At 65.5% G+C, this 24,359-nt stretch carries 26 protein-coding genes; 20 read left to right on the forward strand and 6 right to left on the reverse strand.

The features are described from left to right. Positions 1-210 precede the first annotated feature (210 nt). The 5 genes from BM197_RS11350 to BM197_RS11370 all read left to right on the forward strand — a co-directional run bounded on the left by BM197_RS11350 (position 211) and on the right by BM197_RS11370 (position 5,420). Positions 211-1,653, forward strand: coding sequence for a CCA tRNA nucleotidyltransferase (locus BM197_RS11350; RefSeq protein ID WP_090711588.1), 1,443 nt, complete (start codon positions 211-213; stop codon positions 1,651-1,653). Positions 1,654-1,743: 90 nt separating this feature from the next. Then, positions 1,744-3,003: a trans-sulfuration enzyme family protein gene (locus BM197_RS11355; protein WP_090711590.1), complete on the forward strand. Its 1,260-nt coding sequence runs from the start codon at positions 1,744-1,746 to the stop codon at positions 3,001-3,003. Between the two features lie 141 nt (positions 3,004-3,144). Further along, positions 3,145-3,462 (forward strand): hypothetical protein, encoded by a 318-nt coding sequence (locus BM197_RS11360; protein WP_090711593.1) that lies wholly within the window; start codon positions 3,145-3,147, stop codon positions 3,460-3,462. 171 nt (positions 3,463-3,633) lie between these two features. Beyond that, positions 3,634-3,972, forward strand: coding sequence for a hypothetical protein (locus BM197_RS11365; protein ID WP_090711594.1), 339 nt, complete (start codon positions 3,634-3,636; stop codon positions 3,970-3,972). A 125-nt stretch (positions 3,973-4,097) separates the two neighbouring features. After that, positions 4,098-5,420, forward strand: coding sequence for an ABC transporter substrate-binding protein (locus BM197_RS11370; RefSeq protein WP_090711596.1), 1,323 nt, complete (start codon positions 4,098-4,100; stop codon positions 5,418-5,420). A 56-nt stretch (positions 5,421-5,476) separates the two neighbouring features. Here BM197_RS11370 and BM197_RS11375 read toward each other — a convergent pair whose 3' ends face one another. Next, positions 5,477-6,490 (reverse strand): type IV toxin-antitoxin system AbiEi family antitoxin domain-containing protein, encoded by a 1,014-nt coding sequence (locus BM197_RS11375; RefSeq protein WP_090711598.1) that lies wholly within the window; start codon positions 6,488-6,490, stop codon positions 5,477-5,479. A 446-nt stretch (positions 6,491-6,936) separates the two neighbouring features. On the opposite strand from BM197_RS11375, the gene rpsF reads away from it, so the two are divergent. The 7 genes from rpsF to BM197_RS11410 all read left to right on the forward strand — a co-directional run bounded on the left by rpsF (position 6,937) and on the right by BM197_RS11410 (position 11,588). Next, on the forward strand, positions 6,937-7,338 hold the full coding sequence (gene rpsF, locus BM197_RS11380) for a 30S ribosomal protein S6 (protein WP_090711600.1): 402 nt from the start codon (positions 6,937-6,939) through the stop codon (positions 7,336-7,338). A 5-nt stretch (positions 7,339-7,343) separates the two neighbouring features. Continuing rightward, complete coding sequence (locus tag BM197_RS11385) at positions 7,344-7,862, forward strand: single-stranded DNA-binding protein (RefSeq protein WP_090711602.1); 519 nt, start codon at positions 7,344-7,346, stop codon at positions 7,860-7,862. A 60-nt stretch (positions 7,863-7,922) separates the two neighbouring features. Next, entirely contained in the window at positions 7,923-8,186 is a 264-nt protein-coding gene (rpsR, locus tag BM197_RS11390; RefSeq protein WP_090711605.1) for a 30S ribosomal protein S18, read from the forward strand. Positions 8,187-8,196: 10 nt separating this feature from the next. Continuing rightward, a complete protein-coding gene (gene rplI, locus BM197_RS11395; RefSeq protein WP_090711607.1) occupies positions 8,197-8,649 on the forward strand; it encodes a 50S ribosomal protein L9 in 453 nt (150 codons plus the stop codon). Positions 8,650-9,169: 520 nt separating this feature from the next. Next, a complete protein-coding gene (dnaB, locus tag BM197_RS11400; RefSeq protein WP_090711608.1) occupies positions 9,170-10,552 on the forward strand; it encodes a replicative DNA helicase in 1,383 nt (460 codons plus the stop codon). 134 nt (positions 10,553-10,686) lie between these two features. After that, positions 10,687-11,346, forward strand: coding sequence for a hypothetical protein (locus BM197_RS11405; protein ID WP_090711610.1), 660 nt, complete (start codon positions 10,687-10,689; stop codon positions 11,344-11,346). After that, positions 11,343-11,588, forward strand: coding sequence for a hypothetical protein (locus BM197_RS11410; RefSeq protein ID WP_090711611.1), 246 nt, complete (start codon positions 11,343-11,345; stop codon positions 11,586-11,588). The genes BM197_RS11405 and BM197_RS11410 overlap by 4 nt, the downstream gene beginning before the upstream one ends. A 43-nt stretch (positions 11,589-11,631) precedes the next feature. Here BM197_RS11410 and BM197_RS11415 read toward each other — a convergent pair whose 3' ends face one another. The 3 genes from BM197_RS11415 to BM197_RS11425 form a co-directional block, all read right to left on the reverse strand. Then, complete coding sequence (locus tag BM197_RS11415; RefSeq protein ID WP_090711613.1) at positions 11,632-11,826, reverse strand: DUF1918 domain-containing protein; 195 nt, start codon at positions 11,824-11,826, stop codon at positions 11,632-11,634. 79 nt (positions 11,827-11,905) lie between these two features. Next, positions 11,906-13,288 carry an adenylosuccinate lyase gene (purB, locus tag BM197_RS11420; protein ID WP_090711615.1) on the reverse strand — a complete coding sequence of 461 codons (1,383 nt, stop codon included), beginning with the start codon at positions 13,286-13,288 and terminating at the stop codon, positions 11,906-11,908. Further along, complete coding sequence (locus BM197_RS11425) at positions 13,285-13,812, reverse strand: low molecular weight protein-tyrosine-phosphatase (protein ID WP_177216816.1); 528 nt, start codon at positions 13,810-13,812, stop codon at positions 13,285-13,287. Before BM197_RS11425 ends, purB begins: the two co-directional genes overlap by 4 nt. A 204-nt stretch (positions 13,813-14,016) precedes the next feature. Here BM197_RS11425 and BM197_RS11430 point away from each other — a divergent pair, with 204 nt between their 5' ends. Next, positions 14,017-14,376 carry a hypothetical protein gene (locus BM197_RS11430; RefSeq protein ID WP_218151861.1) on the forward strand — a complete coding sequence of 120 codons (360 nt, stop codon included), beginning with the start codon at positions 14,017-14,019 and terminating at the stop codon, positions 14,374-14,376. A gap of 5 nt (positions 14,377-14,381) precedes the next feature. Continuing rightward, entirely contained in the window at positions 14,382-15,800 is a 1,419-nt protein-coding gene (locus BM197_RS11435) for a hypothetical protein (protein WP_090711619.1), read from the forward strand. Between the two features lie 2 nt (positions 15,801-15,802). Here BM197_RS11435 and BM197_RS11440 read toward each other — a convergent pair whose 3' ends face one another. Continuing rightward, positions 15,803-16,207 carry a phage holin family protein gene (locus BM197_RS11440; protein WP_090711621.1) on the reverse strand — a complete coding sequence of 135 codons (405 nt, stop codon included), beginning with the start codon at positions 16,205-16,207 and terminating at the stop codon, positions 15,803-15,805. A 110-nt stretch (positions 16,208-16,317) separates the two neighbouring features. Between BM197_RS11440 and BM197_RS11445 the strand changes: the two genes are divergently transcribed. Genes BM197_RS11445 through BM197_RS11460 form a run of 4 tightly spaced genes read left to right on the forward strand, consistent with a single transcriptional unit; the run spans position 16,318 to position 20,955 of the window. Continuing rightward, positions 16,318-17,445, forward strand: a complete 1,128-nt coding sequence (locus BM197_RS11445) for a histidinol-phosphate transaminase (protein WP_245762507.1) — start codon at positions 16,318-16,320, stop codon at positions 17,443-17,445. 4 nt (positions 17,446-17,449) lie between these two features. Beyond that, positions 17,450-18,589, forward strand: a complete 1,140-nt coding sequence (locus BM197_RS11450) for a thiamine pyrophosphate-dependent dehydrogenase E1 component subunit alpha (protein WP_090711622.1) — start codon at positions 17,450-17,452, stop codon at positions 18,587-18,589. Beyond that, entirely contained in the window at positions 18,586-19,584 is a 999-nt protein-coding gene (locus BM197_RS11455; protein WP_090711624.1) for an alpha-ketoacid dehydrogenase subunit beta, read from the forward strand. The genes BM197_RS11450 and BM197_RS11455 overlap by 4 nt, the downstream gene beginning before the upstream one ends. Before the next feature lie 30 nt (positions 19,585-19,614). Further along, a complete protein-coding gene (locus BM197_RS11460) occupies positions 19,615-20,955 on the forward strand; it encodes a dihydrolipoamide acetyltransferase family protein (RefSeq protein ID WP_090711626.1) in 1,341 nt (446 codons plus the stop codon). Positions 20,956-21,055: 100 nt separating this feature from the next. Here BM197_RS11460 and BM197_RS11465 read toward each other — a convergent pair whose 3' ends face one another. Beyond that, entirely contained in the window at positions 21,056-21,664 is a 609-nt protein-coding gene (locus tag BM197_RS11465) for a hypothetical protein (RefSeq protein WP_090711628.1), read from the reverse strand. A 403-nt stretch (positions 21,665-22,067) separates the two neighbouring features. Between BM197_RS11465 and BM197_RS11470 the strand changes: the two genes are divergently transcribed. Both BM197_RS11470 and BM197_RS11475 read left to right on the forward strand, forming a co-directional pair. After that, positions 22,068-23,414: a quaternary amine ABC transporter ATP-binding protein gene (locus tag BM197_RS11470; protein WP_090711630.1), complete on the forward strand. Its 1,347-nt coding sequence runs from the start codon at positions 22,068-22,070 to the stop codon at positions 23,412-23,414. Next, entirely contained in the window at positions 23,414-24,331 is a 918-nt protein-coding gene (locus tag BM197_RS11475) for an ABC transporter permease (protein ID WP_090711632.1), read from the forward strand. Before BM197_RS11470 ends, BM197_RS11475 begins: the two co-directional genes overlap by 1 nt. Positions 24,332-24,359 lie beyond the last annotated feature (28 nt).

Genomic DNA, 24,359 nt, shown 5'->3' on the forward strand with positions numbered 1-24,359 from the left:
GCAATCGCCGACACTGGAGCCAGCGGAAAACCCAGCGAACTGTTCCTGCGGGGCAGCTTGAACAAGGCGCTGGTTGGACTGTGACACCCCTGTTCCCTAACAGGCGGATCTTCCCGGCACGTCGGTTGTCGACGCCGACGTGCCGGGTGATCCCATGTCCGTTCGGGCTCCGGTACGGCGGCGATCGTGAGGATCGCTACGATTGATCCCATGGTGAGTATGGCGGAATCGTTGGTGCGCCTGTCGGAACTCGCTGCTTCCCCGGTCGTCTCGAAGGTGGCATCCGCGTTCGCCTCTGCCGGCTTCGAGCTCTCGCTGGTCGGTGGGCCCGTGCGTGACGCCATGCTCGGCCGCATCGTCAGCGATCTGGACTTCACAACCAACGCCTCGCCCGATGACATTCTGCGCGTCGTCACCCCGATTTCGGACGCCCAGTGGGACATCGGCCGGGACTTCGGCACGATCGGCGCGCGCGTTCAAGTCGGAAGCCTCTCCGACATGGTCGAGATCACCACCTACCGTGCGGATGCCTACGACGGCGTCACCCGCAAACCGGTGGTCGCCTTCGGTGACAGCCTCGAAGGTGACCTGAAACGCCGCGATTTCACCGTCAACGCCATGGCCCTGCGAATCCCGGAGGTCAAGCTCATCGACCCGTGCGGCGGGGTCGAGGACCTGCTGGACCGCACCCTCCGCACACCGAGCACCCCTGAGGTGAGTTTCGGCGACGACCCGCTGCGCATGATGCGCGCAGCCCGGTTCGCCAGTCAGCTCGGTTTTGTGGTGGACGCCGATACGCAGGCCGCCATGTTCGCCATGGCCGACAGCATCCGGATCGTGTCGGTGGAGCGGATGCAGGCGGAACTGTCGAAGCTGCTGCTCACCGACGAGCCGCGCACCGGCATCGAACTGCTCGTCGAAACCGGACTCGCACAGATCGTGCTGCCTGAGGTTCCTGCACTGCGGCTGGAAATCGACGAACACCACCACCACAAGGATGTCTACCAGCACTCGCTCACCGTTCTTGAGCAGGCGATCGGATACGAGAAGTCGCGCCACCCCGGTGAAGCGCCGGATTTGACCCTGCGCATGGCCGCGCTTCTGCACGACATCGGAAAGCCGGCAACGCGCCGGCTCGAGCCGGGCGGCGCCGTGAGCTTCTACCACCACGACATGGTCGGGTCGAAACTCGCGAAGAAGCGGCTCACCGCGTTGCGATACGACAACGACACGATCAAGGACGTGTCCCGCCTGATCGAACTGCACCTGCGGTTCTTCGGCTACACCGAGGGCGCCTGGACGGATTCGGCGGTCCGCCGGTACGTACGGGACGCCGGGCATCTGCTTGAACGCCTGCACATCCTCACCCGGGCCGACGTGACCACGCGCAACCGCCGCAAGGCCGACCGCCTCGGCTTCGCCTACGATGACCTCGAGGCCCGCATCGCCGAACTCCGCGAGCAGGAGGAGATGGATGCCGTGCGCCCCGATCTGGACGGCAACGCGATCCAGCGGGTGCTCGGCATCAGACCCGGCCGTGAGGTTGGCGAGGCCTACAAATGGCTTCTCGAACTGCGGCTCGACGAGGGGCCACTCGGAGAAGAAGAAGCCGAACGTCGCCTTCTGGCGTGGTGGGCGGCCCGCACCGGCTGAGCCGGGTGGCCGCCGTCCCGGGTGGCCGCCGTCCCGGGTGGCCGCCGTCATGGTGCCGTCGCGCCCGTGTCCAGGTAATAGCCTGAACGCATGACTGCTGCTGAGCGCCCGAACAAGCACAACCCGAGCACGATGGCTTTCGCCAGTCAGGCTGTGCACGCCGGCAACGCGATCGACAGCGGGTCGGGGGCGATCCGTACGCCGATCGTGATGGCGAACTCGTATGCGCTGCCGGAGGATGCGTCCACGATCAGCTGGTCGGGTACGGATGTTCCGTTGTACACCCGCAATTCGGGCGCCAACCAGCTGGGACTCCAGGCCAAGCTCGCCACCCTCGAGCACGGTGAGGACGCTGTCGTCCTGGCCAGCGGAGTGGCCGCGCTGCACGCCGTCTTTTTCACCGTCCTGAAGTCCGGCGACCATGTCGTCGTGGGCGACGTCACCTACGAAGCCATCTACCGGCTGTTCGCCGAACTTCTACCGGAGAAGTACGGCATCACGGCGACCTTCGTCGACGCGGCCGACCCTGAGGCGGTCCGTGCGGCGATCCGCCCCGACACTGCCCTGGTGCATGTCGAGGTGATCGGCAACCCGACCACCAAAGTCACCGACATCGCCGCCGTCGCGGCGATCGCGCACGAGGCCAGCGCCCTCCTCAGCGTCGACTCGACCTTCACCCCGCCGCCGCTTTTCCGCCCGCTCGAACACGGCGCCGATCTCGTCGTCCATTCACTCACCAAATACATCAACGGGCACGGCGACGCGATGGGCGGAGCGGTGATCGGCCGTTCAGATCTGGTCCGGCGAATCAAAGGGGATGCGATGGTCGACGTCGGCGGGGTGATCTCACCGTTCAATGCGTGGCTGATCATGCGCGGTTCGGTGACGCTGCCGTTGCGGCTGGCCCAGCACTCGGCTTCGGCGCAGAGGATCGCCGAGTTCCTGGCGGCCGACCCGCGGGTCGCGTTCGTTGCCTATCCCGGCCTGGCGGCGCATCCGCAGCACGACCTCGCTGCGCGCCAGTTCGAGGGGAGAGGTTTCGGAGGCATGCTGGCCTTCGCCGTCACAGGGGACTCGGCAACCCAGGACAGGTTCGTCGCCAACCTGCGGGTGATCACCTCGGCTGTGTCCCTCGGCCACGACGAATCGCTCGTCGTCCACGTTGCCGGCGGGGCGGATGCCGGGCCGCGGGTCGCGTACTACCCGGAAGAGTTCCGCACGTTCGGGCACCTGCGCCTCTCCGTAGGGCTCGAGGATGCCGACGACCTTCTCGCAGACGTTGAAGCAGCCCTCGACGCCACCCTGGGTGCCGCCCCCGATTCCCGTGACGCGGAGGCAACGACACCCTAAACATTCGGCACCTCGGATGTGACTTTCGTGTTAATTCCTCACTTTAGACGTGTCAACCCCTCCCAGAGAGCGCAAAATATCCCTAGTTTGGGTGTTGGGGCGCTACGAAGTCGTAGCAGCGAAAGTACAGGGGAGCGAGTGATGAAGACGTCAGGACGACGCGCCGACAAGAGCGATGCAACATGGAACCTTCACGTTCATTTCGAAACGGGCAAGATCGACACTGATGTCCTGGTGTCGCTTGACCACCTCCCGGACGACGTTGAACGGGTGGTTCTCAACGGCAGACAGATCGGTTACGTCCACCACGTCGAGCCGGTCTATGTTGCCCTCACGGGTCCCGACCTGGCTCGTGCCGTTGAGGTCTCGCAGAAGCTGACCCTCGACCAGAGCATTCGGGATCTGCTCAACACGGTGCCCATCGAGGTCATCGACCCGAGTTTGGCGCGGCGCGCCTGAGAAAAGTCGTGGTCGGCGGATACCGGGGGCACGGCATCCGCCGGCCAGGACGCCAGGGCGTTCGCTGCCGCAAAAGCCCTGGCAGTCAGGACGCCAGGGCGTTCGCTGCCGCAAAAGCCCTTCCCGCCGCAAGGCCTTGATGCGGGTTTGCCGTCGGCGTAGCGTCGGGCCATGACCAACAACGTGAACAACGACGATTACGTCGAGCCTGTCCTTCCCGCCGATGAGTACGATGGGCGCGAACCTGTTGTCTCTCCGCTCGGCGCCGACGACGACGACCACAACGCCGACTACACGACCACCGGTGAGCCCATCGATTCCCCTGAGCACCTGGCCGAAGAGGATCGCCCGCACGCCACGACCGGGAATCCGCTGACCGGTGAGGATGACGTCGAAGCGGGCGCTGACTACACCACGCCGGGCAACCCGATCACCTCCGTCCAGCACGAGGTTGAAGAGGAGATCCCGCACGCGACCCCCGGAAACAACTCGGCGATTCCCGAAAACTGATGTGGGTGGCACTTTTCCGGCGTCTTGCCGGCATTCCGGCGCGCCGCCGTTACCGCCGAACCGGGGCCAAAATGGTGGCGACTGCTAGCCTCCAATCGGGGTAACCGGCAGAGAGAAAGACCCGAATGGCTCACCGATTCACAAAACTCGCGACGTCCATCGCGGCATCCGCCCTGCTTCTCACCGGATGCGCGACCGGCTCGTCGGCACCAGACGAACCCATCACCCTCTCGTTCCGGCTCTGGGACGCGACCGTTGCCGAGGCATATGAGGAGTCCTTCGAGGCCTTCGAGAAGCAGAACCCGGGCATCACGGTCGACGTCAACGTCGTCGGCTGGGCCGACTACTGGACCGAGTTGCGCACGGATGTCGCCGACAAAGAGATGGACGACCTGTTCTGGCTGAACAACTCCTACTTCGGCGCATACGCCGATGCGGGCAAGCTGGTGAACATCGACAAGCTGTTCGGCGACGACGCCGCCGGATTGTGGGAGCCCAGCATCGTCGACCAGTTCACCCGGGCGGACACGCTCTGGGGCGTGCCCCAGCTGTACGACGCCGGGGTCGCCGTGTACTACAACACCGCACTGCTCGAGAAGGCCGGGATCTCCCCGGAGAGCCTGGAGAGCCTTACCTGGTCGCCCGACGCCACCCAGGACACCTATCTGGCGGCAGCGCAGGCACTCACCCTCGACGCCGCCGGCGTCTCAGCGGGCACGCCGGGCTTTGACGGCACACCGGTGCAGTACGGCACCAACCTCGCCTACGACACCCAGGCGATCATGCTCCCGTTCATCGGGTCGAACGGCGGTGTCTTTCAGAAAGGCGAGGAGTTCGCTTTCTCTGACCCCAAGACCATCGAGGCTTTCGAATACCTCGTGAACGCGATCGCCTCGGCGAAAGTCGCCCCGCCGGCGTCGGAGACCAATGCGAACGGCGACTTCAGCCGCGATGCCTTCCTCGAGGGCAGGATGGCAATGTTCCAGTCCGGTCTCTACAACCTTAAGAACGTCGCCGATGGTGCCGAGTTCGAGTGGGGGGTTGCTTCGATGCCGACCGGGCCTGCTGGGCGGGTCTCGGTAACCAACGGTGTCGTTGTGGCGGGCAACGCCGAATCGGAGAAGCACGCTGCCATCGGCAAGCTCCTCACCTGGCTCGGCTCGGAGAAGGCCAACCGGTACCTCGGCGCATCCGGCGCTGCCGTCCCCGCAGTGATGGACGCGCAGAAGTCGTACTTCGACTTCTGGAAGGAGGAGGGCGTCTCGGTGAAGCCGTTCTTCGATGTCGTCGAGGGGGAGAAACGAATCGCAGCCCCGAGGGGTGCCAACTTCGGCAAGGCATTCGAGGAATTCAACCCGATCTTCCAGGAGATCTTCGCAGGCACGGTGGAGCCATCCGTCGGCCTCAAGCAGGCCGAGGGTGCCGCCAACGCGGCGATTGCGGGCTGACCGGCAGGCACGATCCGTTCGTGGTCGGTTGGCGTAGTCACTCGCTCCGGGCTGGTTCACGCACTGCGCCGGGTGTACTTGTCCGTAATGCGTGAAGCGGCGCCCGAGCTGTTGCGCGGAAGCCCCGCGTCCAGGAGGATGCGCGTCAGAAGCGGTGCGCGGAGCGCGTCGGTCCACAGCCACCGCACCATTCCGTACCTGGCCGCCCGCATCAGATCCTCACGTCTCTTCTCTGCCCACACGATCTCTTCGATCGGTGTTCCCCGCGTGTAGGCATCGCGGGTGTACTTGGCGAAGCCGTCGAACTCGCCGAGCAACCTGTGCTCCGGCCAGCCGACGTCGGCGTGCCAGAGCGTGCCGTTCCGGTCGACGACTGGAAATTGAAGGACGGGCTGCGGGAACCCACAGAGGTGGATCTGCACGCGGCTGGCGGATTCCCCCGGCGAATCCGCCAGGTGTGACGCAAATTCCACCGCGTAACGCGCCCGCCTGGAACCCGGGGCGGACCCGAGCTGGTCGAGACGGTCGACAAGCATTTCTCGCAACCGGGTCGCGGCATCCGCGGTGCGGTGCTCTTTGACCGCAAAGGCGAGCCCCGCGTCCAGCGACGCCACGGCAGACATGAAACCCGACCGCCTCGCCAAATCGAGCAGGGTGCGAAGCCTGCTTGTCACCAGGATGCCGTCGACCTCGACGACGTCCCCATCGAGCAGCGGCGCGTTGTGCCATCGAACGCCGCGGCTGGAACTACGTCGTCGCCCGTCGGCCGTGAACACATGCACGGCGTCGGGCCACGGGCCGATGATCGGCATGTTCCAGACCGCTGCCGCCGACTCGTAGCCTAAAACGGCGTCGCCTTTGCGGGTCTCGAGGACGGCGCGCATCTGAAGCAGATACCGGTCGCGGGCGGCCAGTTCGGACCAGATGGATGTCTCCGTGTACACGCCGCGCCGAATGCTCACCAGCGTTCCTGATTCGCGACCGCGTCGGAGCGACCGACCATCGCCTCCCTTGAGCGCGTCGGCACGGGAGAGGTGGACGCCTTCTGGGTTCCGCAGTGGATCGATCATGCCGTCCAGCGTCCTCCACGAGTTCGCATCCGCGTCGATACCCGGGCGCGGTGTGCAATCCGGAACGGTAGACCGCGGCTGTGGGGGAGCGGAAGCCCAGCGTGCCCTTCTGGGACTGCTTCACGCGGTACGCCGCGTGTTCTCGTCCGAGGCGCGTGAGCAAGTGCAGCAGAGAAGCGCGCCTGGAGCGCATCCGCCGCTCATGTGGCTACCATTTCACTCGGTGCGGGCCCGCTCATTCGGTACGCCGCGTGTTCCGGTCCGGAACGGGTGAGGCGACGACAGCAACGCGGACGCCAGAGGCTTGGTAGCGAGCACGTGCACCGATCGGGTAAGCTACTCAGGTTGCCCGTGTGTGCGCATTCTGCCCCCGCACGACGCAACGATGCTAGAACCCTCCTGCCGCAGATCGTCTGCGGCCGTTCGAGTCCGAAGGAGGTGGGTTAGTGACGCATCAGTATGAACTCATGGTTATCCTCGACCCCGAGATTGACGAGCGCACCGTTGCTCCCAGTCTCGACAAGTTCCTCAACGTCATCCGCAACGATGGTGGAACCATCGACAAGGTTGACATCTGGGGCCGTCGTCGACTGGCTTACGAAATCAACAAGAAGACCGAAGGCATCTACGCCGTCGTCGACTTCACCGCGACGAGCGAAGCCACGGTCGAGCTCGACCGTCAGCTGAAGCTGTCAGAGGCCGTCATGCGCACCAAGGTGCTGCGGGCTGAAGAAGCTATCGCTCTCGTCGAGTCCGAAGGCAAGCGCGCCGAGGAGAAGGCCGCCCGCAAGGCTGCTGCCACCAAGGCCAAGGTCGACGCCAAGCCTGCTGCCGAGAAGGACGCCTAGTCCCGATGGCCGGCGAGACCGTCATCACCGTGGTGGGCAACCTCACGTCAGACCCCGAGCTGCGTTACACGCAGAACGGGCTGGCGGTTGCCAACTTCACCATCGCTTCCACCCCGCGTAACTACGACCGTGCGTCGAGCGAGTGGAAAGATGGCGAAGCACTGTTCCTGCGCGCGAGCGTTTGGCGTGAATTCGCCGAGCATGTCGCCGGATCGCTCACCAAGGGTAGCCGTGTCATCGCTACCGGGCGTCTGAAGCAGCGTTCGTACGAAACGAAGGAAGGCGAGAAGCGCACCTCGATCGAACTCGAAGTTGACGAGATCGGTCCCTCGCTTCGCTACGCCACCGCACAGGTGACCCGTGCGCAGTCCTCCGGCGGAGGCGGCGGCCGCGGCCCCGCAGCCGTCCAGCAGGACGAGCCATGGGCAGCCAGCGCTCCGACGGCCGCTCCGGCCGGCGGCGCAATGGCATCAGGCGACAGCTGGAACACGCCTGGTTCCTACGGCGACGACACCCCCTTCTAAACACTTCTCTGCCGAGGGGGCGCTTAACTCCTCCACGGCGATTCATCTAAGGAAACCAATATGGCTGGAAAATCCAGCGGCGCAAGCCGCAAGCCTGTCCGCGGTGGCAAGGGCGGCAAGCCGCTCGCTCCCGCGAAGGCAATCCGCGTTGGGGTCATCGACTACAAGGATGTCCCCACCCTTCGCAAGTTCATCTCCGAGCGTGGAAAGATCCGCGCACGTCGTATCACCGGCGTCTCGGTCCAGGAGCAGCGCCTCATCGCACGTGCCGTCAAGAACGCACGCGAGATGGCACTGCTTCCCTACGCTGGCTCCGGCAGGTAAGGAAACCGACATGTCAAAACTCATCCTCACCCACGAGGTCACTGGCCTCGGTACTCCTGGTGACATCATCGAGGTCAAGAACGGCTACGCACGTAACTACTTGATCCCGCAGGGCTTCGGCATTGCGTGGAGCCGGGGTGCTGAAAAGCAGGTCGAGCAGATCAAGGCCGCGCGTGCAGCGCGCGAGCTTGCCACCCTCGAAGATGCCCAGGCGCTCAAGACCGCGCTCGAGAGCACCAAGGTCAAGCTTGCCGTCAAGGCCGGCGCAGAAGGCCGCCTGTTCGGTTCGGTCAAGACCACGAACGTGGCGGATGCCGTCGCAGCAGCCGGTCTCGGACAGATCGACAAGCGCAAGATCGAGATCTCCTCTCCGATCAAGTCGGTCGGACAGCACGAGGCGACTGTTCGCCTCCGCGAGGACCTCAGCGCAGTCATCACCCTCCTGGTGGTCGCTGCCAAGTAGGCACGCTTCTCAGTAACGTCTCTGTGGCGACGGGCTCAGGCCCGTCGCCACAGGTCGTTAACCGGCGGTGGTTCTGCTGCTGATCCCGTCGGAAGTACCCCCCGAACTGCCGTTGCGTATACCCCGCAAACCCTCGCGGTCAAGGCTTTTTGTGCACAGGCAAACGGTTCGTAAGAGAAGCTTCAACAGGCAGTTCAAAGAGTTTCATCCCACAGCCTGTGGAACTGAATACCCCCGGTCAGCACGCAATTACCGGAAGAAAAAAGTTCGTTCTCCACAGGTTTGCCCACAGGTTGTGCACACCGCGTGCGGCGTTTCGCCCAATTCATCCACAGAGTTATCCACAGGGGCATTTGTGCCCCGGGTTGGCTTGCTCATAGTGTGGGGCAGCGCAGGTTCCTACCGGCGTGCGCAGCCGTCTCCGGCCACCGTGTCGGTGGTTGGGTATTGGCTTCATTGTGAGCATGACGGCCATGCGCCCGCCGGGTTGAACCGGCCCAGCCGCTGAAGGAGGAATTGCGTGTCGATCGCCCATCTCGGTCTCTCGGACCAGGCTCCCGCCGGCGAAAACCGCGGTGAGTACCGGGCCGACCGAACCCCGCCACACGACATGCTCGCAGAGCAGTCGGCCCTGGGCGGGATGCTCCTCTCCAAGGATGCCGTCGCCGACGTTGTCGAAGCAGTTCGCGGTGTCGACTTCTACATTCCGAAGCACGAAATCATTTTCGATGCGATTCTCTCGCTCTACTCGCATGGTGAGCCGACCGACGTCATCACCGTCACCGACGAGCTGATCAAAACCGGCGAACTCTCCCGCGCCGGCGGCGCCGATTACCTGCACACGCTGACCCGGCTCGTGCCGACGGCGGCGAACGCCGGCTTCTATGCCTCGATCGTCGCCGAACGCGCCCTGCTCCGCCGTCTCGTCGAGGCTGGCACCCGCATCGTCCAAATGGGGTACGCCGGTGAGGGCGAAGTTCTCGACCTCGTCAACACCGCGCAGGCCGAGATCTACGGGGTCACCGGGTCCACCCAGGCCGAGGACTACGTTCCCCTCAACGAAGCCGTCGGCACGGCCTTCGAAGAGATCGAGGCGGCGAACGGCAGCGACGGCAAGATGGTCGGCACCCCCACCGGCTTCGCCGAGATGGACGACCTGACCAACGGATTCCACGGTGGCCAGCTCATCATCGTCGCCGCCCGTCCTGCGCTCGGTAAGTCGACGCTGGCCCTCGATTTTGCGCGCGCCGCATCCATCGGCAACGACCAGCCGTCCATCTTCTTCTCCCTCGAAATGGGGCGAAGCGAGATCGCGATGCGCCTGCTCTCCGCCGAGGCATCCGTTCCCCTGCAGAGCATGCGCAAGGGAACCGTCGACCAGCGTGACTGGAACAAGCTCGCCGCCGTCCGCGGCCGCATCAACGACGCGCCGCTGTACATCGATGACAGCCCGAACATGACGCTCGTCGAGATCCGGGCGAAATGCCGCCGGCTGAAGCAGCGGGTCGGGCTCAAGCTCGTCGTCATCGACTACCTGCAGCTGATGACCTCCGGTAAGCGCGTCGAAAGCCGTCAGCAGGAGGTCTCCGAGTTCTCCCGCGCGCTCAAGCTCCTCGCCAAGGAGCTCCAGGTGCCGGTCATCGCCCTGTCGCAGCTCAACCGTGGCCCGGAACAGCGCGCCGACAAGATGCCGGCGATCAGCGACCTTCGTGAGTCCGGGTCGCTCGAGCAGGACGCCGACATGGTCATCCTGCTACACCGTGAAAGCGCGTACGAGAAAGACAATCCACGCGCCGGCGAAGCAGACCTCATCGTCGCCAAGCACCGTAACGGACCCACGCGCACGGTCACCGTGGCGTTCCACGGTCACTATTCACGGTTCGCCGACCTGGCGCCGGCCTAAACCTGCCGATCGCTGAGCGAGCGCACCAATCGGCGCCCGCCGGAACCGCGCGCGAGGACGGGTCTACGGGAGATGCCCAGTTCTACGCGGCGTAGACTAGGGGAGTCCCGACACCGATGAAAGAGGCGCTACCCGTGGCCACCCCCGTCACTGCCGTTCCCCACGGCACTGCGCAGTCGCGCTCACGGTACTGGCTGGTCCCGGTCGCCCGCGCGGCTGTCGCCGCCGTCGCTGCCATCGTCATCACTTTCTCGCAGAACCACTCGGCCGGGCTCGGGCTCACCGTCTTCGGTGCTTTCGCCGTGCTCACCGGGCTGGTGATTCTCGCGGGATCCCGAAGCCTCACAGCAGACGGAGTGGCACACCACGTCTTCGTCGCCCAGGCCATCCTCACCCTCGCCGCCGGGGGAGTCGCGCTTGCGTTCGCAGCATCCGCGAGCCTGCCGGTCTTCTTCGCCGCCGTCCTCATTTGGGCCCTGCTCACCGGGGCGCTCGAACTCTACAGCGGCTTCCGCATGCGCGGACGTTCACCGCTCGCCCGTGACTGGATGACCATCGGCGTCGTCACTGTGCTCCTGGCCGTGGCGTTCCTGGTCGTGCCCCAGGGGCTCGACCAGCAGTTCACCGGTCCAGACGGCGTCGAACGCAGCCTCACCGCATCCATCGTCGCCGTGGGAGTCTTCGGCGCCTACGCCGCCATCGTCGCCGTGCTGCTCGTGATCGGAGGGTTCTCGCTCAAGTGGGGCACCGACCCGAGCGGCCGAGTGGCCCCTGAAACGGAGTCGCAGTCATGAGTTCCCCCCAACCGAGTCGTCGCGAGATCCTCAAACCGATCGAACTGCTCGTCTTCGCCGCTGTCGCCGGAACTTTCGCCGGCCTCATCGTGCTCATGTCGACTCGCGACATTACCCTCGCGCTGATCTTCTTCGGCGTCGCCTTCATCGTCACCCTCGTCGGCATCGCCATGTTCGCCCTCTCGGTCAAGCCGGGCGACCTGGAGAAGAAGGACATCCACGAGCAGGACTCTGGGCACTAGGCCGCGCGTCACTTGACTCGCTCGCTTCGAGCGAGCGGACAGGTCAGCCCGCGTGCGGCACGTGCTCGATGACGCAGTCCGGTCCCGGGTATACAAGGCTTTCGTGCCCGTCATCGAAGCGCACCATGTAGGGCGGCTGGCCCTCGTCACCGCGTACTTCGATAATCAGACCGTGCCGGTCGGGCGCCCCGACCGTTCCCCCGCGGATGATGATCCGCTCACCTGCCGTTGTGTGCATGTTGGCCTCCCTACCCCAAGGGTACGCGCGGCATCCGGACGGCGGAAGGCCCGGATGCCGACGCGGCACGGAGCGGGACTCAGGGCAGGCGGTCCACCAGTTCGTCCGACAGGCCGACGTAACTTGCCGGGGTGAGCTCGAGCAGTCGGCCCTTCGCTTCGTCGCCGATGTCGAGCTTCTCGACGAACGCGACGAGGTCATCGCGCCCGATCCGCTTGCCGCGGGTGAGCTCCTTGAGCAGGGCGTACGGATCGGAGATGCTCGACCGTCCGGCGACGACCTCCGCGCGGATGACCGTCTGGATGGCCTCGCCGAGGATCTCCCAGTTGCTGTCGAGGTCCGCGGCAAGTGCGGCACGGTCGAGATCGATTTCGCCGAGACCGCGGGCCAGGTTGTCGAGGGCGAGCAGCGAGTGGCCGAAGCCGACACCGATGTTCCGTTGCGTGGTGGAGTCGGTGAGGTCGCGCTGCAGGCGGGACGTGACCAGGGTGGCCGCGAGCGAGTCAAGCACGGCGCTGGACAGCTCGAGGTTGGCCTCAGCATTCTCGAAGCGGATGGGGTTGATCTTGTGCGGCATCGTCGACGAACCGGTTGCGCCGGCCTGGGGGATCTGCCGGAAGTACCCCATCGAGATGTAGGTCCAGACGTCCGTTGCGAGGTTGTGCAGCACCCGGTTGGCGTGCGAAACCCGGTTGTACAGCTCCGCCTGCCAGTCGTGCGATTCGATCTGGGTCGTGAGCGGGTTCCAGGTCAGCCCGAGGGACTCGACGAACTCCTGCGAGATCCGGATCCAGTCGGCTGACGGGTCTGCGACGACATGGGCCGCGAACGTTCCGGTAGCTCCGGAGAACTTGCCGAGGTACTCGGTACCGGCCACCTGTTCGGCGATCCGCTCCAGGCGCCAGGCGACGACAGCCAGTTCCCGGCCCATCGTGGTGGGGGTGGCGGGCTGCCCGTGGGTGCGGGCCAGCATGGCATCCGCCCGGTGCTCCACCGCGAGGGCACGCAGAAGCCCGATCACCGTCTGCAGCTTCGGCAGCCACACCTGCTGGACTGCGGCCGAGACGGTGAGCGCGTAGGAGAGATTGTTGATGTCTTCGCTCGTGCAGGCGAAGTGGGTGAGTTCGGCGATCGAGTCAAGGCCGAGGGATGCCAGCCGGTCGCGGACGAGATATTCGACGGCCTTGACGTCGTGGCGGGTGACGGCTTCTTTCTCGGCGAGCCAGTCAATGTCGGCCTGCCCGAATTCGAGGTAGAGGCCCCGAAGGGACTCGGCCTGCTCGACGGACAGCGGAGACGACCCGAACATGCTGTGCGACGTCAGGTAGAGCAACCATTCCACCTCGACCTGCACCCGTGCCCGGTTGAGACCCGCCTCGCTGAGATACTCACCCAGGTCGCTGACAGCGGCTTGATAACGGCCGTCAAGTGGGCTGAGTGGCTGGGCGGGTAGTGCTGTCATCGAATGGCTCCCTGTCGAATTGCCGGTTCAAGCTGCCGAAAAAGTTGGCGGCTTGCCCTCTCAATCATGCCCAATACTCGGTCAAACATCTCATCGCCGGAGTAGTAGGGGTCTGGGACATCGGTCAGGTGGCTCTGGCCGTCATCGAAACTGAGCAGCAGGGCGACCTTGCCCCGGTCCGTGTCGGTCGGCGCCCATGCTTTGAGAATGCGGTCGTGGCCCCGGTCAAGGGCGACAACGAGGTCGAGGTTCTCGAACCACTCCGGGTTGAACTGCTTGGCGCGGTGGTGGGCACCGTCGTAGCCGTTCCTGGCGAGCGCGGAGAGAGTGCGCGAGTCGGCCCGCTCGCCGACGTGCCAGTCACCGGTGCCTGCCGACAGCGTTTCGACATAGCGCGAGAGGCCTGCCTGCCGCACCATGCTCTGGAACACAACTTCTGCCATCGGGGATCTGCAGATGTTGCCGGCGCACACAAAGCACACACGGAAGGGCTGGACCTCGGTAGGGACCGGGTCGGAAATCATCCCCCCATTCTGTACCGCGCTCGCCGTGTGCGGGAGCCCCAATTGCGCCCCGTTCGGGGAGCCCGGGTGGCGGGTCAGCTCCTGCACACGCGGCGTATCGGCGGCGATTATTCACCAGTTGGTCGAACCAGGCCTGCCGTAGCAGGAGACACCGGAGGATGGAAGACAAGCAGTTCCCACATCCCGGAACTTCGGGGAGGAATGATGATCGAGAACGACGGCGGAGTCTCCGGATTCGCGCCAGGAGAGCTTTCCCGCGTGCTCGACCTGCTCGACCAGCAGCGGCGTCGAATCCTCGAGCTGTCCGCCCTCGTCTCGGCCGGACGGCGAGAACTTCTGCGCTCCACTGGGGTGCTTTCGTGGCGCTCGCCCGCGCGGCTGGAGTTCGATTCGCGCCTGAGCGACGTTCACCGGGTGCTTGCCAGCGGTTCGAATGCGCTCCAAGTGGCGCTCGCCGAATGCAACCGTGCCTGCGACCTCGTGCGTTCGGGACTCGCTGCGGAGGGCGCAGGCATCGCCGCGGGCTCGAGCTTCGTCGGCCTCCCCGCTCGCGGAGCCAGGTGAGAACCATGCAGGATGACATCGACATCTCGAACGGCTCCACCATCAGCGTCGACACCGACGACCTGTTCGAGGCCGCCGCTTCGCTGTCCGCACTGGCAGGTGAGGCGAGGGACTGGTCGCATGAAGCAGCGATCGCACGGTGCGTCACCGAATGGTCGGCGGATGCCGCACCGTTCGGATTAGCGGAACCGGAGCTCACCCGGGCGTCTGCGATGCTGCAGGAGGCAGCGGCCGATGCCGAGACGTTGGGCGTCGAGATGCGGTACGCCGCCGTCGGCTATGCGGAAGCCGACCAGCGAAACCGGGATGCCTCCCGCCTGATCGCCGCGGTGGTCGGCTTCCTCTCCGGAGGATTTCTCCGCAACCTTGTCCTCGGTACCCTGCCCCTGGCGCCAATGATCGGCGTGACGCTGCTCGTGACGCAGCATCCGGAAATGCGCCGTCTTCTCGCAATCGCCGGGCAGCCTCTGGCGAACGCGCTCGCCGACACCTCCTATCTTCTGGTCACTCCGGCGTTCGTGGACCTGATTCGGGTCCTCGTCTCATCCGCGGACGACGTCGCGATGGGAGCGGCGGGGCTCAGCCCGGTGGCAGCGCACCTCCTCGGCGACGAAGGCGCCGGGGTCGTCGGGCTGAGCTCGATGGCCGGAGCCCTGCTGCTCCTGTCCGGCCGCAACGCCTATACGCCCACTCCGCTGGACGTGACTCGCACGGCTAGATCTCCGGTGAGCGCCCCGACGACGCTCGCCGACGCAGCGGCACGGATTCCGCCGAGCGGAACAGGCAGCCCGCAGATCCGGGTCGAGCGTTACGCCGACCGGAACGGACAGCCCGCATACGCGGTCTATCTCGCCGGCACGAGCGACTTCTCCACCGGCGGCGACGAACCGTTCGACATGGGCAGCAACCTCGCCGGGATCGCCGGAAGCGACACGGCCGCGCAGCAGGCCACCGTCGATGCGATGGATGACGCCGGGGTACGGCCCGGCGACCCTGTGTCGTTCTTCGGGCATTCCCAGGGTGGTCTTGTCGCGGCGCGGATCGCGGCATCCGGGGTGTACTCCACCCAGGCCCTCGTGACGTTCGGATCACCGACCGGGCAGATCGCCGTGCCCGACCAGGTCGCGCACGTAGCGGTGGAACATGCGGAGGACATCACACCGGCTCTGGGAGGCGAACCGCTCGGCGGTACCGCTGGTCGGGACAGGATTGTCGTAAGCCGGGGTCTCGTCGACGAGAGCGGACCTGCTCCTAGCACCTCATTGGCAAGCTCGCATCACATGGCACAGTATGCAGAGACCGCCGCGCTGATCGACAAATCCACCGACCCGCGGCTCGACCGGATGAGGGAGGCTCTGGCCGGCCTGGCCGGGTCCGGTCCTGGAACCGGGGCGACGTATCGCGCCGAACGGGACCGACGCTGACGTCAGCGCCGGCGGCGATCCTTCAACTGGGGCCGCAGCAGCAGGGCGAAGACACCGTTGATGATGCTGATGACGAGGGCTCCGAGAACCGCCCACCAGAAGCCATCGGTCTGTAGCCCGAAACCGAAGGGGGACATGATCCACTCGACGAGGAGCAGCAGCAGCCCGTTCACGAGGAAGGAGATCAGCCCGAGGGTGAGGATGTAGAGCGGGAACGCCACGATCTTGATGAATGTGCCGACGATACTGTTGACGATCGCGAAGATCACGGCGATCAACAGGTAGGTCAGGACGACAGCAAGGGTGTCTCCCGGCGGGTACGGGGTGACGTCCACACCGGCGACGATGAAGGTCGTCAGCCAGATGGCGACGGCGTTGATGACGACACGGAGCAGGAATCGGGCCATCTCACCATGATGTCAGGCCCGCTCCCTCCGCGCGACCGCTCCCTCCGCCAGACCGCGCCGGGCCGTTCAGCATGCCAGTGCCGGAAAATGCGCCTGTCTAGACTCGGGGCGTGACGTTTATCCCACCCTCTGACGACGACGCCGTCGCGCCTCCGGTCAAACTCCGTCCCGAGATTCTCGCCAGCCCGCCGTACCGGCAGGGCAAGCCGGCAACCGCCGACGCGTTCAAACTCTCGAGCAACGAGAACCCATACCCACCGCTGCCCGGTGTCCTCGAGGCCGTTGCCGCATCCGGCGCGATCAACCGGTACCCGGACGCCTCGGCGCTCGCCCTCCGCGAGGTGCTCGCGGCGCGGCATGGGGTCTCAGCCGAGAACATCCACGTGGGTTCAGGATCGGTTGCCCTGCTCAGCCAGTTCATCCAGGCAGCTGCTGGTCCAGGCAACTCCGTCGTGTATCCCTGGCGATCCTTCGAGGCGTACCCCGGCCTCGTCACCGTTTCAGGCGCGACGAGTGTTCCAGTGCCCAACCGTGCCGACGGGTCCCACGACATGGTGGCGCTCGCCGCTGCCGTCGACGAGACGACCCGTGTCGTGATCGTCTGCTCGCCGAACAACCCCACATCGACGACGGTGAGCGCAGCCGAGTTCGAAACGTTCATGGCCGCAGTGCCCGGCGATGTGCTCGTGCTGCTCGATGAGGCATACACCGAGTTCGTCACCGACCCGGATGCCGTCCGCGGGCTTCCCCTGCTCGCCCGGTACCCCAACCTCGTCGTGCTCCGCACCTTCTCCAAGGCGTACGGCCTCGCCGGCCTCCGTGTCGGCTGGGCGATCGGTCCCGTGGCGATTCTCGACGCCGCACGCGCCGCAGCCATCCCGCTTTCGGTCACCGAACCCGCCCAGGTCGCCGCCATCGCCTCACTCCAGGTGGAGGACCAGCTTCTCGAACGGGTCGCCCGGCTCGCCGCGCTGCGGGACCGGCTTTCGGCCGCCCTGTTCGACCAGGGCTGGTTAGTGCCGAAAGCACAGGGGAACTTCGTCTGGCTGGCGACCGGCGACGCGACGGATGCCGCCAACGCAGCCCTGCTCGACGGCGGGATCGTGGCTCGGGCCTTCCCCGGCTCCGGAATCCGGGTCAGCGTCGGCGAGGAAGAATCTGTGGAACAACTCCTACCGATCACCGGACGAATTGTCGACTCTCTACCAGCGGGGCATCCAGCCCGGCGGTTAGGTTAGACCAATGGCGGAAACTGAAAGCACCTCACCCGCACCGGCCGTGCAGATCCTCGCTGCCGACGGCACGGTCGCACCGACGGCATCCGCCGAACCGTACCTCGAATACCTCGACCGCCTCACCTCGGCCGATCACGAGCAGTTCTACCGTGACATGGTGATTGCCAGGGCTTTCGACACCGAGGCTGCGAACCTGCAGCGCCAGGGCCAGCTTGCCCTGTGGCCCCCGTGCCACGGCCAGGAAGGCGCCCAGGTCGGCTCCGGCCGCGCTGCGCGAGCCCAGGACCACATCTTCCCGTCCTACCGGGAGCACGCCGTAGGCCTCGTCCGCGGAGTGGACCTGCTCGGCATCATTGAGGTCATGCGCGGAACAACGCACTTCGGCTGGGACGCCGCCGACCCGTCGAACGGGAACTTCCGCCCGTACACCCTCGTCATCGGTGCACAGACGCTGCATGCCACCGGATACGCCATGGGCATCAATTTCGACGGCGCGACCGGGACGGGAAACCCTGACACCGACCAGGCCGTGGTGGTCTACTTCGGTGACGGAGCCACCAGCCAGGGTGACGTAAACGAATCGATGGTCTTCGCCGCCAGTTACCAGACGCCGCAGGTGTTCTTTCTGCAGAACAACCACTGGGCGATCAGCGTTCCGGTCACCACCCAGTCCCGCACTCCGTTGTTCCAGCGCGCGGCCGGGTTCGGCATCCCGAGCGTGCAGGTCGACGGTAACGACGTTCTCGCCAGCTATGCCGTCACCGCGAAGCACCTCGATTCCGCACGCGCCGGCGGGGGACCGCAGCTGATCGAAGCGCTCACCTACCGGATCGGCGCCCACACCACGAGTGACGACCCGACCAAGTACCGTACCCAGGAGCTCACCGATTCGTGGATCGCCCGCGATCCGATCGTGCGCTTCCAGGCGTTCCTGCGCGGCCAAGGTGCATCCGACGCATTCTTCGACGGTGTCACCGCTGAAGCACACGATTACGCGGCCGACATTCGCCGGCGCACCCACGCGATCGCCGACCCGGAGATCGGGCTGATGTTCGACGGGGTCTACTCCGACGATCACCCGCTGATGACCGAGCAGAAACAGTGGCTCGAACAGTACGAAGCCGCACTGGACGGGGGCGCATCATGAGCGTGAGCACCGAAACGACGCTGCAGACGATGCCGATGGCCAAGGCGCTCAACGCCGGACTCCGGCAGGCGATGGCCGACGACCCCAAGGTCCTGCTGATGGGTGAGGACATCGGCAAGCTCGGCGGAGTCTTCCGCATCACCGAGGGGCTCCAGGCCCAATTCGGTGACAACCGCGTCCTCGACACCCCACTCGCCGAATCCGGCATCATCGGCACCGCGATTGGTCTCGCCATGCGCGGCTACCGCCCGGTCTGTGAAATCCAGTTCGACGGGTTCATCTACCCCGGCTTCAACCAGATCACCTCACAGCTCGCGAAACTGACCAACCGCACCGAGGGCGCACTGCAGATGCCCGTCGTCATCCGCGTGCCGTATGGCGGACACATCGGCGCTGTCGAACACCACCAGGAAAGCCCGGAGGCGTACTTCGCGCACACGGCCGGACTCCGTTCGGTGAGCCCCTCCACGCCGAACGACGCCTACTGGATGATCCAGGAGGCCATCGCCTCCAACGACCCGGTGATGTTCTTCGAACCGAAGAGCCGCTACTGGCCAAAGGGTGACGTGGACCTGTCCCAGTCAGCTGCCCCGCTGCATGCCAGCAGGGTGGTCCGGTTGGGAACGGATGCCACCCTCGTCGCGCACGGCGCGATGGTCACCGTGCTGTTGCAGGCTGCAGAACTTGCTGCTGCCGACGGCATCAGCCTTGAGGTTGTCGACCTCCGTTCGCTCGCACCGATCGACTATGAGCCGCTCCTCGAGAGTGTGCGCAAGACCGGCCGCCTGATCGTCGCGCAGGAGGCTCCTGGCAACGTGTCCGTCGGTTCGGAGATCGCCGCGACCGTCGCCGAGCGCGCTTTCTTCTCGCTCGAAGCGCCGGTGCTTCGGGTGTCGGGCTTCGACGTCCCTTTCCCCCCTGCCAAACTCGAGAAACTCTTCCTCCCCGACGCCGACCGTGTCCTAGAGGCCGTCGACCGGGCACTTGCCTACTAGCGTCTCCGGACGCGCGAAAGAGAGAAATCCATGAGCGAGTTCCAGTTTCTGATGCCGGATGCCGGTGAGGGACTCACCGAGGCCGAAGTGGTCTCGTGGAGGGTCGCGCCGGGAGATTCCGTCGAACTCAACCAGGTGCTCGTCGAGATCGAAACGGCCAAGTCGCTCGTCGAACTGCCGTCGCCGTACGAGGGCACGGTGTCGGCGATCCTCGTGGACGAGGGTCGAACCGTCGACGTCGGCACGCCGATCATCACCATCAGCTCCTCTGCGGACGCCGCCGTTTCCAGCGCCTCTGACGCCGGAGCGCCGGCCGCTGCCGCCGTCGCCCCCGCGGCGATCTCCAGTGAAACCGAGGAGGCAATCGCCGACACGCGCAACTCCATCGACGTCGAGAAGCCCGGTGCTGTGCTCGTCGGCTACGGTAACGCCGGTGCCGTCACCTCCCGGCGTCGCAAGGCGGATGTCGCAGCGCCCGCCGCTCGGCCGGCATCCGTTCCCGTTGCTACCGGCCCCGTCATCGCGAAACCGCCGATCCGCAAACTCGCCAAGGACCTCGGCGTCGACCTTAAAACGGTTACCGGGACGGGCATCGGGGGAGAGGTCACCCGCGACGACGTCGTGCGTGAAGCCTCGCAGGCGAGCGTCTTCCGCAACATCGAAACACCGGAGTGGGGTGACGCCCGCGAGGAGCGGATCCCTGTCAAGGGCGTGCGCAAGCAGATCGCCAACGCGATGGTTGAGTCGGCGTTCAAGGCGCCGCACGTCTCACTGTTCGTCGATGTCGACGCCACACGCACGATGGAGTTCATCAAGCGGCTCAAGAACTCGACGGACTTCGCGGGTGTGAAGGTCTCGCCGCTGCTGATCATGGCCAAGGCGATGATCTGGGCGGTCCGCAGGAACCCGACGGTCAACGCGACGTGGACGGATGACGAAATCATCGTGCGGCACTACGTGAACTTCGGCGTCGCCGCAGCCACCCCGCGGGGGCTGATCGTGCCGAACATCAAAGAAGCCCAGTCGATGAGCCTACTTCAGCTGGCCCAGGCCCTCGAAGAGCTCACGCTGACTGCACGGGACGGGAAGACGCCGCCTGCCGACCAGCAGGGAGGCACGATCACCGTCACGAACATCGGCGTCTTCGGCATGGACACCGGCACACCGATCCTCAACCCCGGTGAAGTCGGCATCGTCGCGCTCGGCACGATCAAGCAGAAGCCCTGGGTCGTCGACGGCGAAGTCCGCTCACGGTTCGTGACAACGCTCGGTGCGTCGTTCGACCACCGGGTCGTCGATGGGGATGTCGCATCCCGGTTCCTCGCCGACGTCGCGTCGATCATCGAGGAACCGGCGCTGCTGCTCGACTGAAGTCGTGGCGCACCGCGCCCACCGCTTGCGCGGGTGACGTTGTTGGGCGCGGGTGAAACTGCACCCGCGCGGGCCTCAAAGACCCGCGCGGCACACATGCCTAGAAGTCGAAGCCTCCGCCGAAGTCGCCGCCGCCGAAGTCGCCTCCGCTGCCGAAGTCGCCTCCGCTGCCGCTGAAGTCGGAACCGCCGGCATCAGCACTGTAGTCGCCGCCGGCGTCCCCGCCGCCGTCGGAACCGGCGTCGCCGCCCTCGCCACCTGCTTCGCCGCCGGACATGTCAGGCATGAACGCGCCGACCACCGCCGAAGCGATGAAGTACCCCGCGACGGTGCCGAGCAGGGAACTGCCGACCATGCTGCCGAAGCTCGGGCCGGTCATCGTGCGTTCCATGGTGCCTGGCTGCCGGAGCTCCGACCGGGTGGCCGACTGCGCCAGCGAGTGCGGGTCGTCACCGCGTGGGGCGTCGCCGGGGGCGGCATCCGCGCTGAGCTGCTGGAACAACAGGCGGCGCTGTTCGGGGGTGAGCCGCGCGAACGCTTCCTCGTGGGCCTGCTCGATGGCTTCGGGCGGCGCCGTCCTCAGCAGGTAACGGTAGCGTTCGACCGCGATCTCGTCGTCGCTGCGGCCCTGGGGCTGAGGAACGTACTGCCGGCGCACCGGCTCCGGTTCACGCTGCCCTGTGCCGAAAAGTCTGTCGAAAAAGCCCATGGTGTTCTCCCAAGATTGCGCGGTTGGCCCTCATAGTCTACGAACGGATGCCGTGAACACCCTGCAGAAGAGGCATGAATGCAGGAGGCCGGTTGGCCCCCGAATAGGGCACACCCGACAGTTCTGTTAGGCTCGGTGAAGGCCATGATGGCCGGAACGCTAGTCCGCGAACGGATGTGACACAGAAATGTCGCACATTCGGGCGTATGGTCCTGCGACGTTGGCGGCGGCCCCATGGCCGCGCCTGCACAACCCCGATTCGCTTCTGACGCACAGGTCGTCGACGCTTGATGGGTGGGGTAGTGCATTCGTCCCTGACCCGGTCGTAAAACTCGCGAGCAGTTGTTCGCATCGAGCCGGTTTTTGACCGGTCGGTGACGCGCCTGCACGCACCGGAGAAAACGTGAGCGACACTGTTGCCGTCGAGGTAAGCAACGTCTACAAGGTATTCGGCAAGAAGCAGCGTGAAGTCGTCAAACGGCTTCAGGCTGGCGCGTCCCGCGGTGAACTCACCGCTCTGGGAACCGCAGCCGTGATCGATGCCTCGTTCGAGGTGAAAAAGGGCGAGATCTTCGTCGTCATGGGGCTCAGCGGTTCGGGCAAGTCGACGCTGATCCGCATGCTCAACGGGCTCCTTGAGCCCACCGCGGGTAACGTCACTGTCTACGGCTCGCCCGTCAGCGGCGTCCCGTCGAAGCAGCTGCGTGAGGTTCGACGCACGAAGATCTCCATGGTCTTCCAGCACTTCGCGCTGCTCCCGCACCGCACAGTGCTCGACAACGCCGCATACGGACTTGAAGTGCAGGGTGTGAGCCTCGACGAGCGCCGCAAGCGCGCACAGGATGTCGTCGACCGCGTCGGTCTCTCCGGCTGGGAAGACAAACTCCCGGGCGAGCTGTCAGGCGGAATGCAGCAGCGCGTGGGCCTGGCCCGCGCCCTTGCCTCCGACACCGACGTCCTGCTGATGGACGAGGCCTTCTCGGCGCTTGACCCGCTGATCCGTCGTGAGATGCAGGAGCAGCTCGTCGAGTTGCAGCAGGAACTCGGCAAAACCATCATCTTCATCACCCACGACCTCAACGAGGCCATGTTCCTCGGTGATCGCATCGCGGTCATGCGTGATGGTCGCATTGTGCAGGTCGGCACGCCCGACGAGATTCTCACCGACCCTGCCAACGACTACGTGGCCCAGTTCGTACAGGACGTCGACCGGGCTCGTGTCCTCACCGCCGCCGGAGTGATGGAACCAGCGCGCGCCGTCGTTTCCGGCTCGGCCGGCCCCCGTGCCGCCCTGCGCACGATGCGTGACATGCAGACATCCGCCGCGTTCGTCGTCGGCAATGGCCGTAAGCTCCTCGGCGTCGTGCACGACCGGGACGTGCTCAAGCACGTCAAGGCCGGAAACCGCGACCTGATGACGATCGTGCGCAACGACCCAGCAACCGTCGGCCCAGACCAGTACCTCGTCGACCTGTTCGAGCCGGCCGCTGAGAGCCACCTTCCGGTCGCCGTTGTCGATGAAAGAGGGCGCCTGCTGGGCGCCATCCCCCGGGTCACGCTCCTCGCCGCACTCGCCAACGTTCCCACGACAACCGGCGAGAACCAGGTCATCGAAACACCGGCAACCGTCGCCGTCGAGGTCATCACCCAGACCCTCCGTGAAACCGCCGGTATGACCGACGAAGTAGACACGAAAACCCGCGTGCACTCCGACGATGTCGAAGCCGTGAGAGAAGGAAGCTTCAACTGATGGACATCCGTATTCCGCTCGGCCAATGGGTCGAGGATTTTGTCGACGTGCTCACCGATGTGGCACAGCCTTTCTTCGATGTGCTCCGGGCCATTTTCCTCGGCGCCCATGACCTCATCAACCTCGTCTTTCAGTCACCGCCGTTCTGGGTGATCATCCTCGCCGTCGCGGCTCTCGGGTTCCTCGCCAGAGGCTGGAAGCTCGCGCTTGGCGTTCTCGTCGGCTTCACCCTGATCCTCGCGGTCGACCAGTGGGAGAACGCGATGGATACTCTGTCGCTCGTTCTTGTCGCCAGCATCATCGCGGTGATCATCAGTGTGCCGCTCGGGATACTGGGCGCACGCTTCGACAACGCATCGCGGATCCTCAAGCCCATCCTTGACTTCCTGCAGACGATGCCCGCGCTTGTGTATCTGATCCCAGCCCTCATCCTGTTCCGCGTCGGTGTGGTCCCCGGCATCGTGGCGACGATCGTCTTCGCTCTGGCGCCCGGCGTCCGGCTGACCGAACTCGGTATCCGCGGCGTCGATAAGGAAGTTGTCGAAGCCGGCCACGCCTTCGGATCCTCACCGTTCCGGATCCTGCGCCAGATTCAGCTTCCGCTCGCGATGCCGAGCATCATGGCCGGTGTCAACCAGGTCATCATGTTGTCGCTCTCCATGGTCGTCATTGCCGGCATGGTCGGCGCCGGCGGGCTCGGCGGCGACGTCGTCGCGAGCCTCAACCGGCTCGACATCGGACTCGGCTTCGAAGCCGGCTTGTCCGTCGTGATCCTTGCCATCGTGCTCGACCGGCTCACGGCATCCCTCGGCACCCGCAAACCGCGGGTCAAGAAAGCGGATGCCGTCCCCAGCGTGAATGCGGAAGCATCCGTTTCGCAGAAGGATGAGCAGCTCGTCGCTGCCAGCGCCTCCTGACCCCAAGCTTCGGACACCGCACTTGCAC

This window comes from Mycetocola miduiensis (assembly GCF_900115155.1).
GTDB classification, from domain to species: domain Bacteria; phylum Actinomycetota; class Actinomycetes; order Actinomycetales; family Microbacteriaceae; genus Mycetocola_A; species Mycetocola_A miduiensis.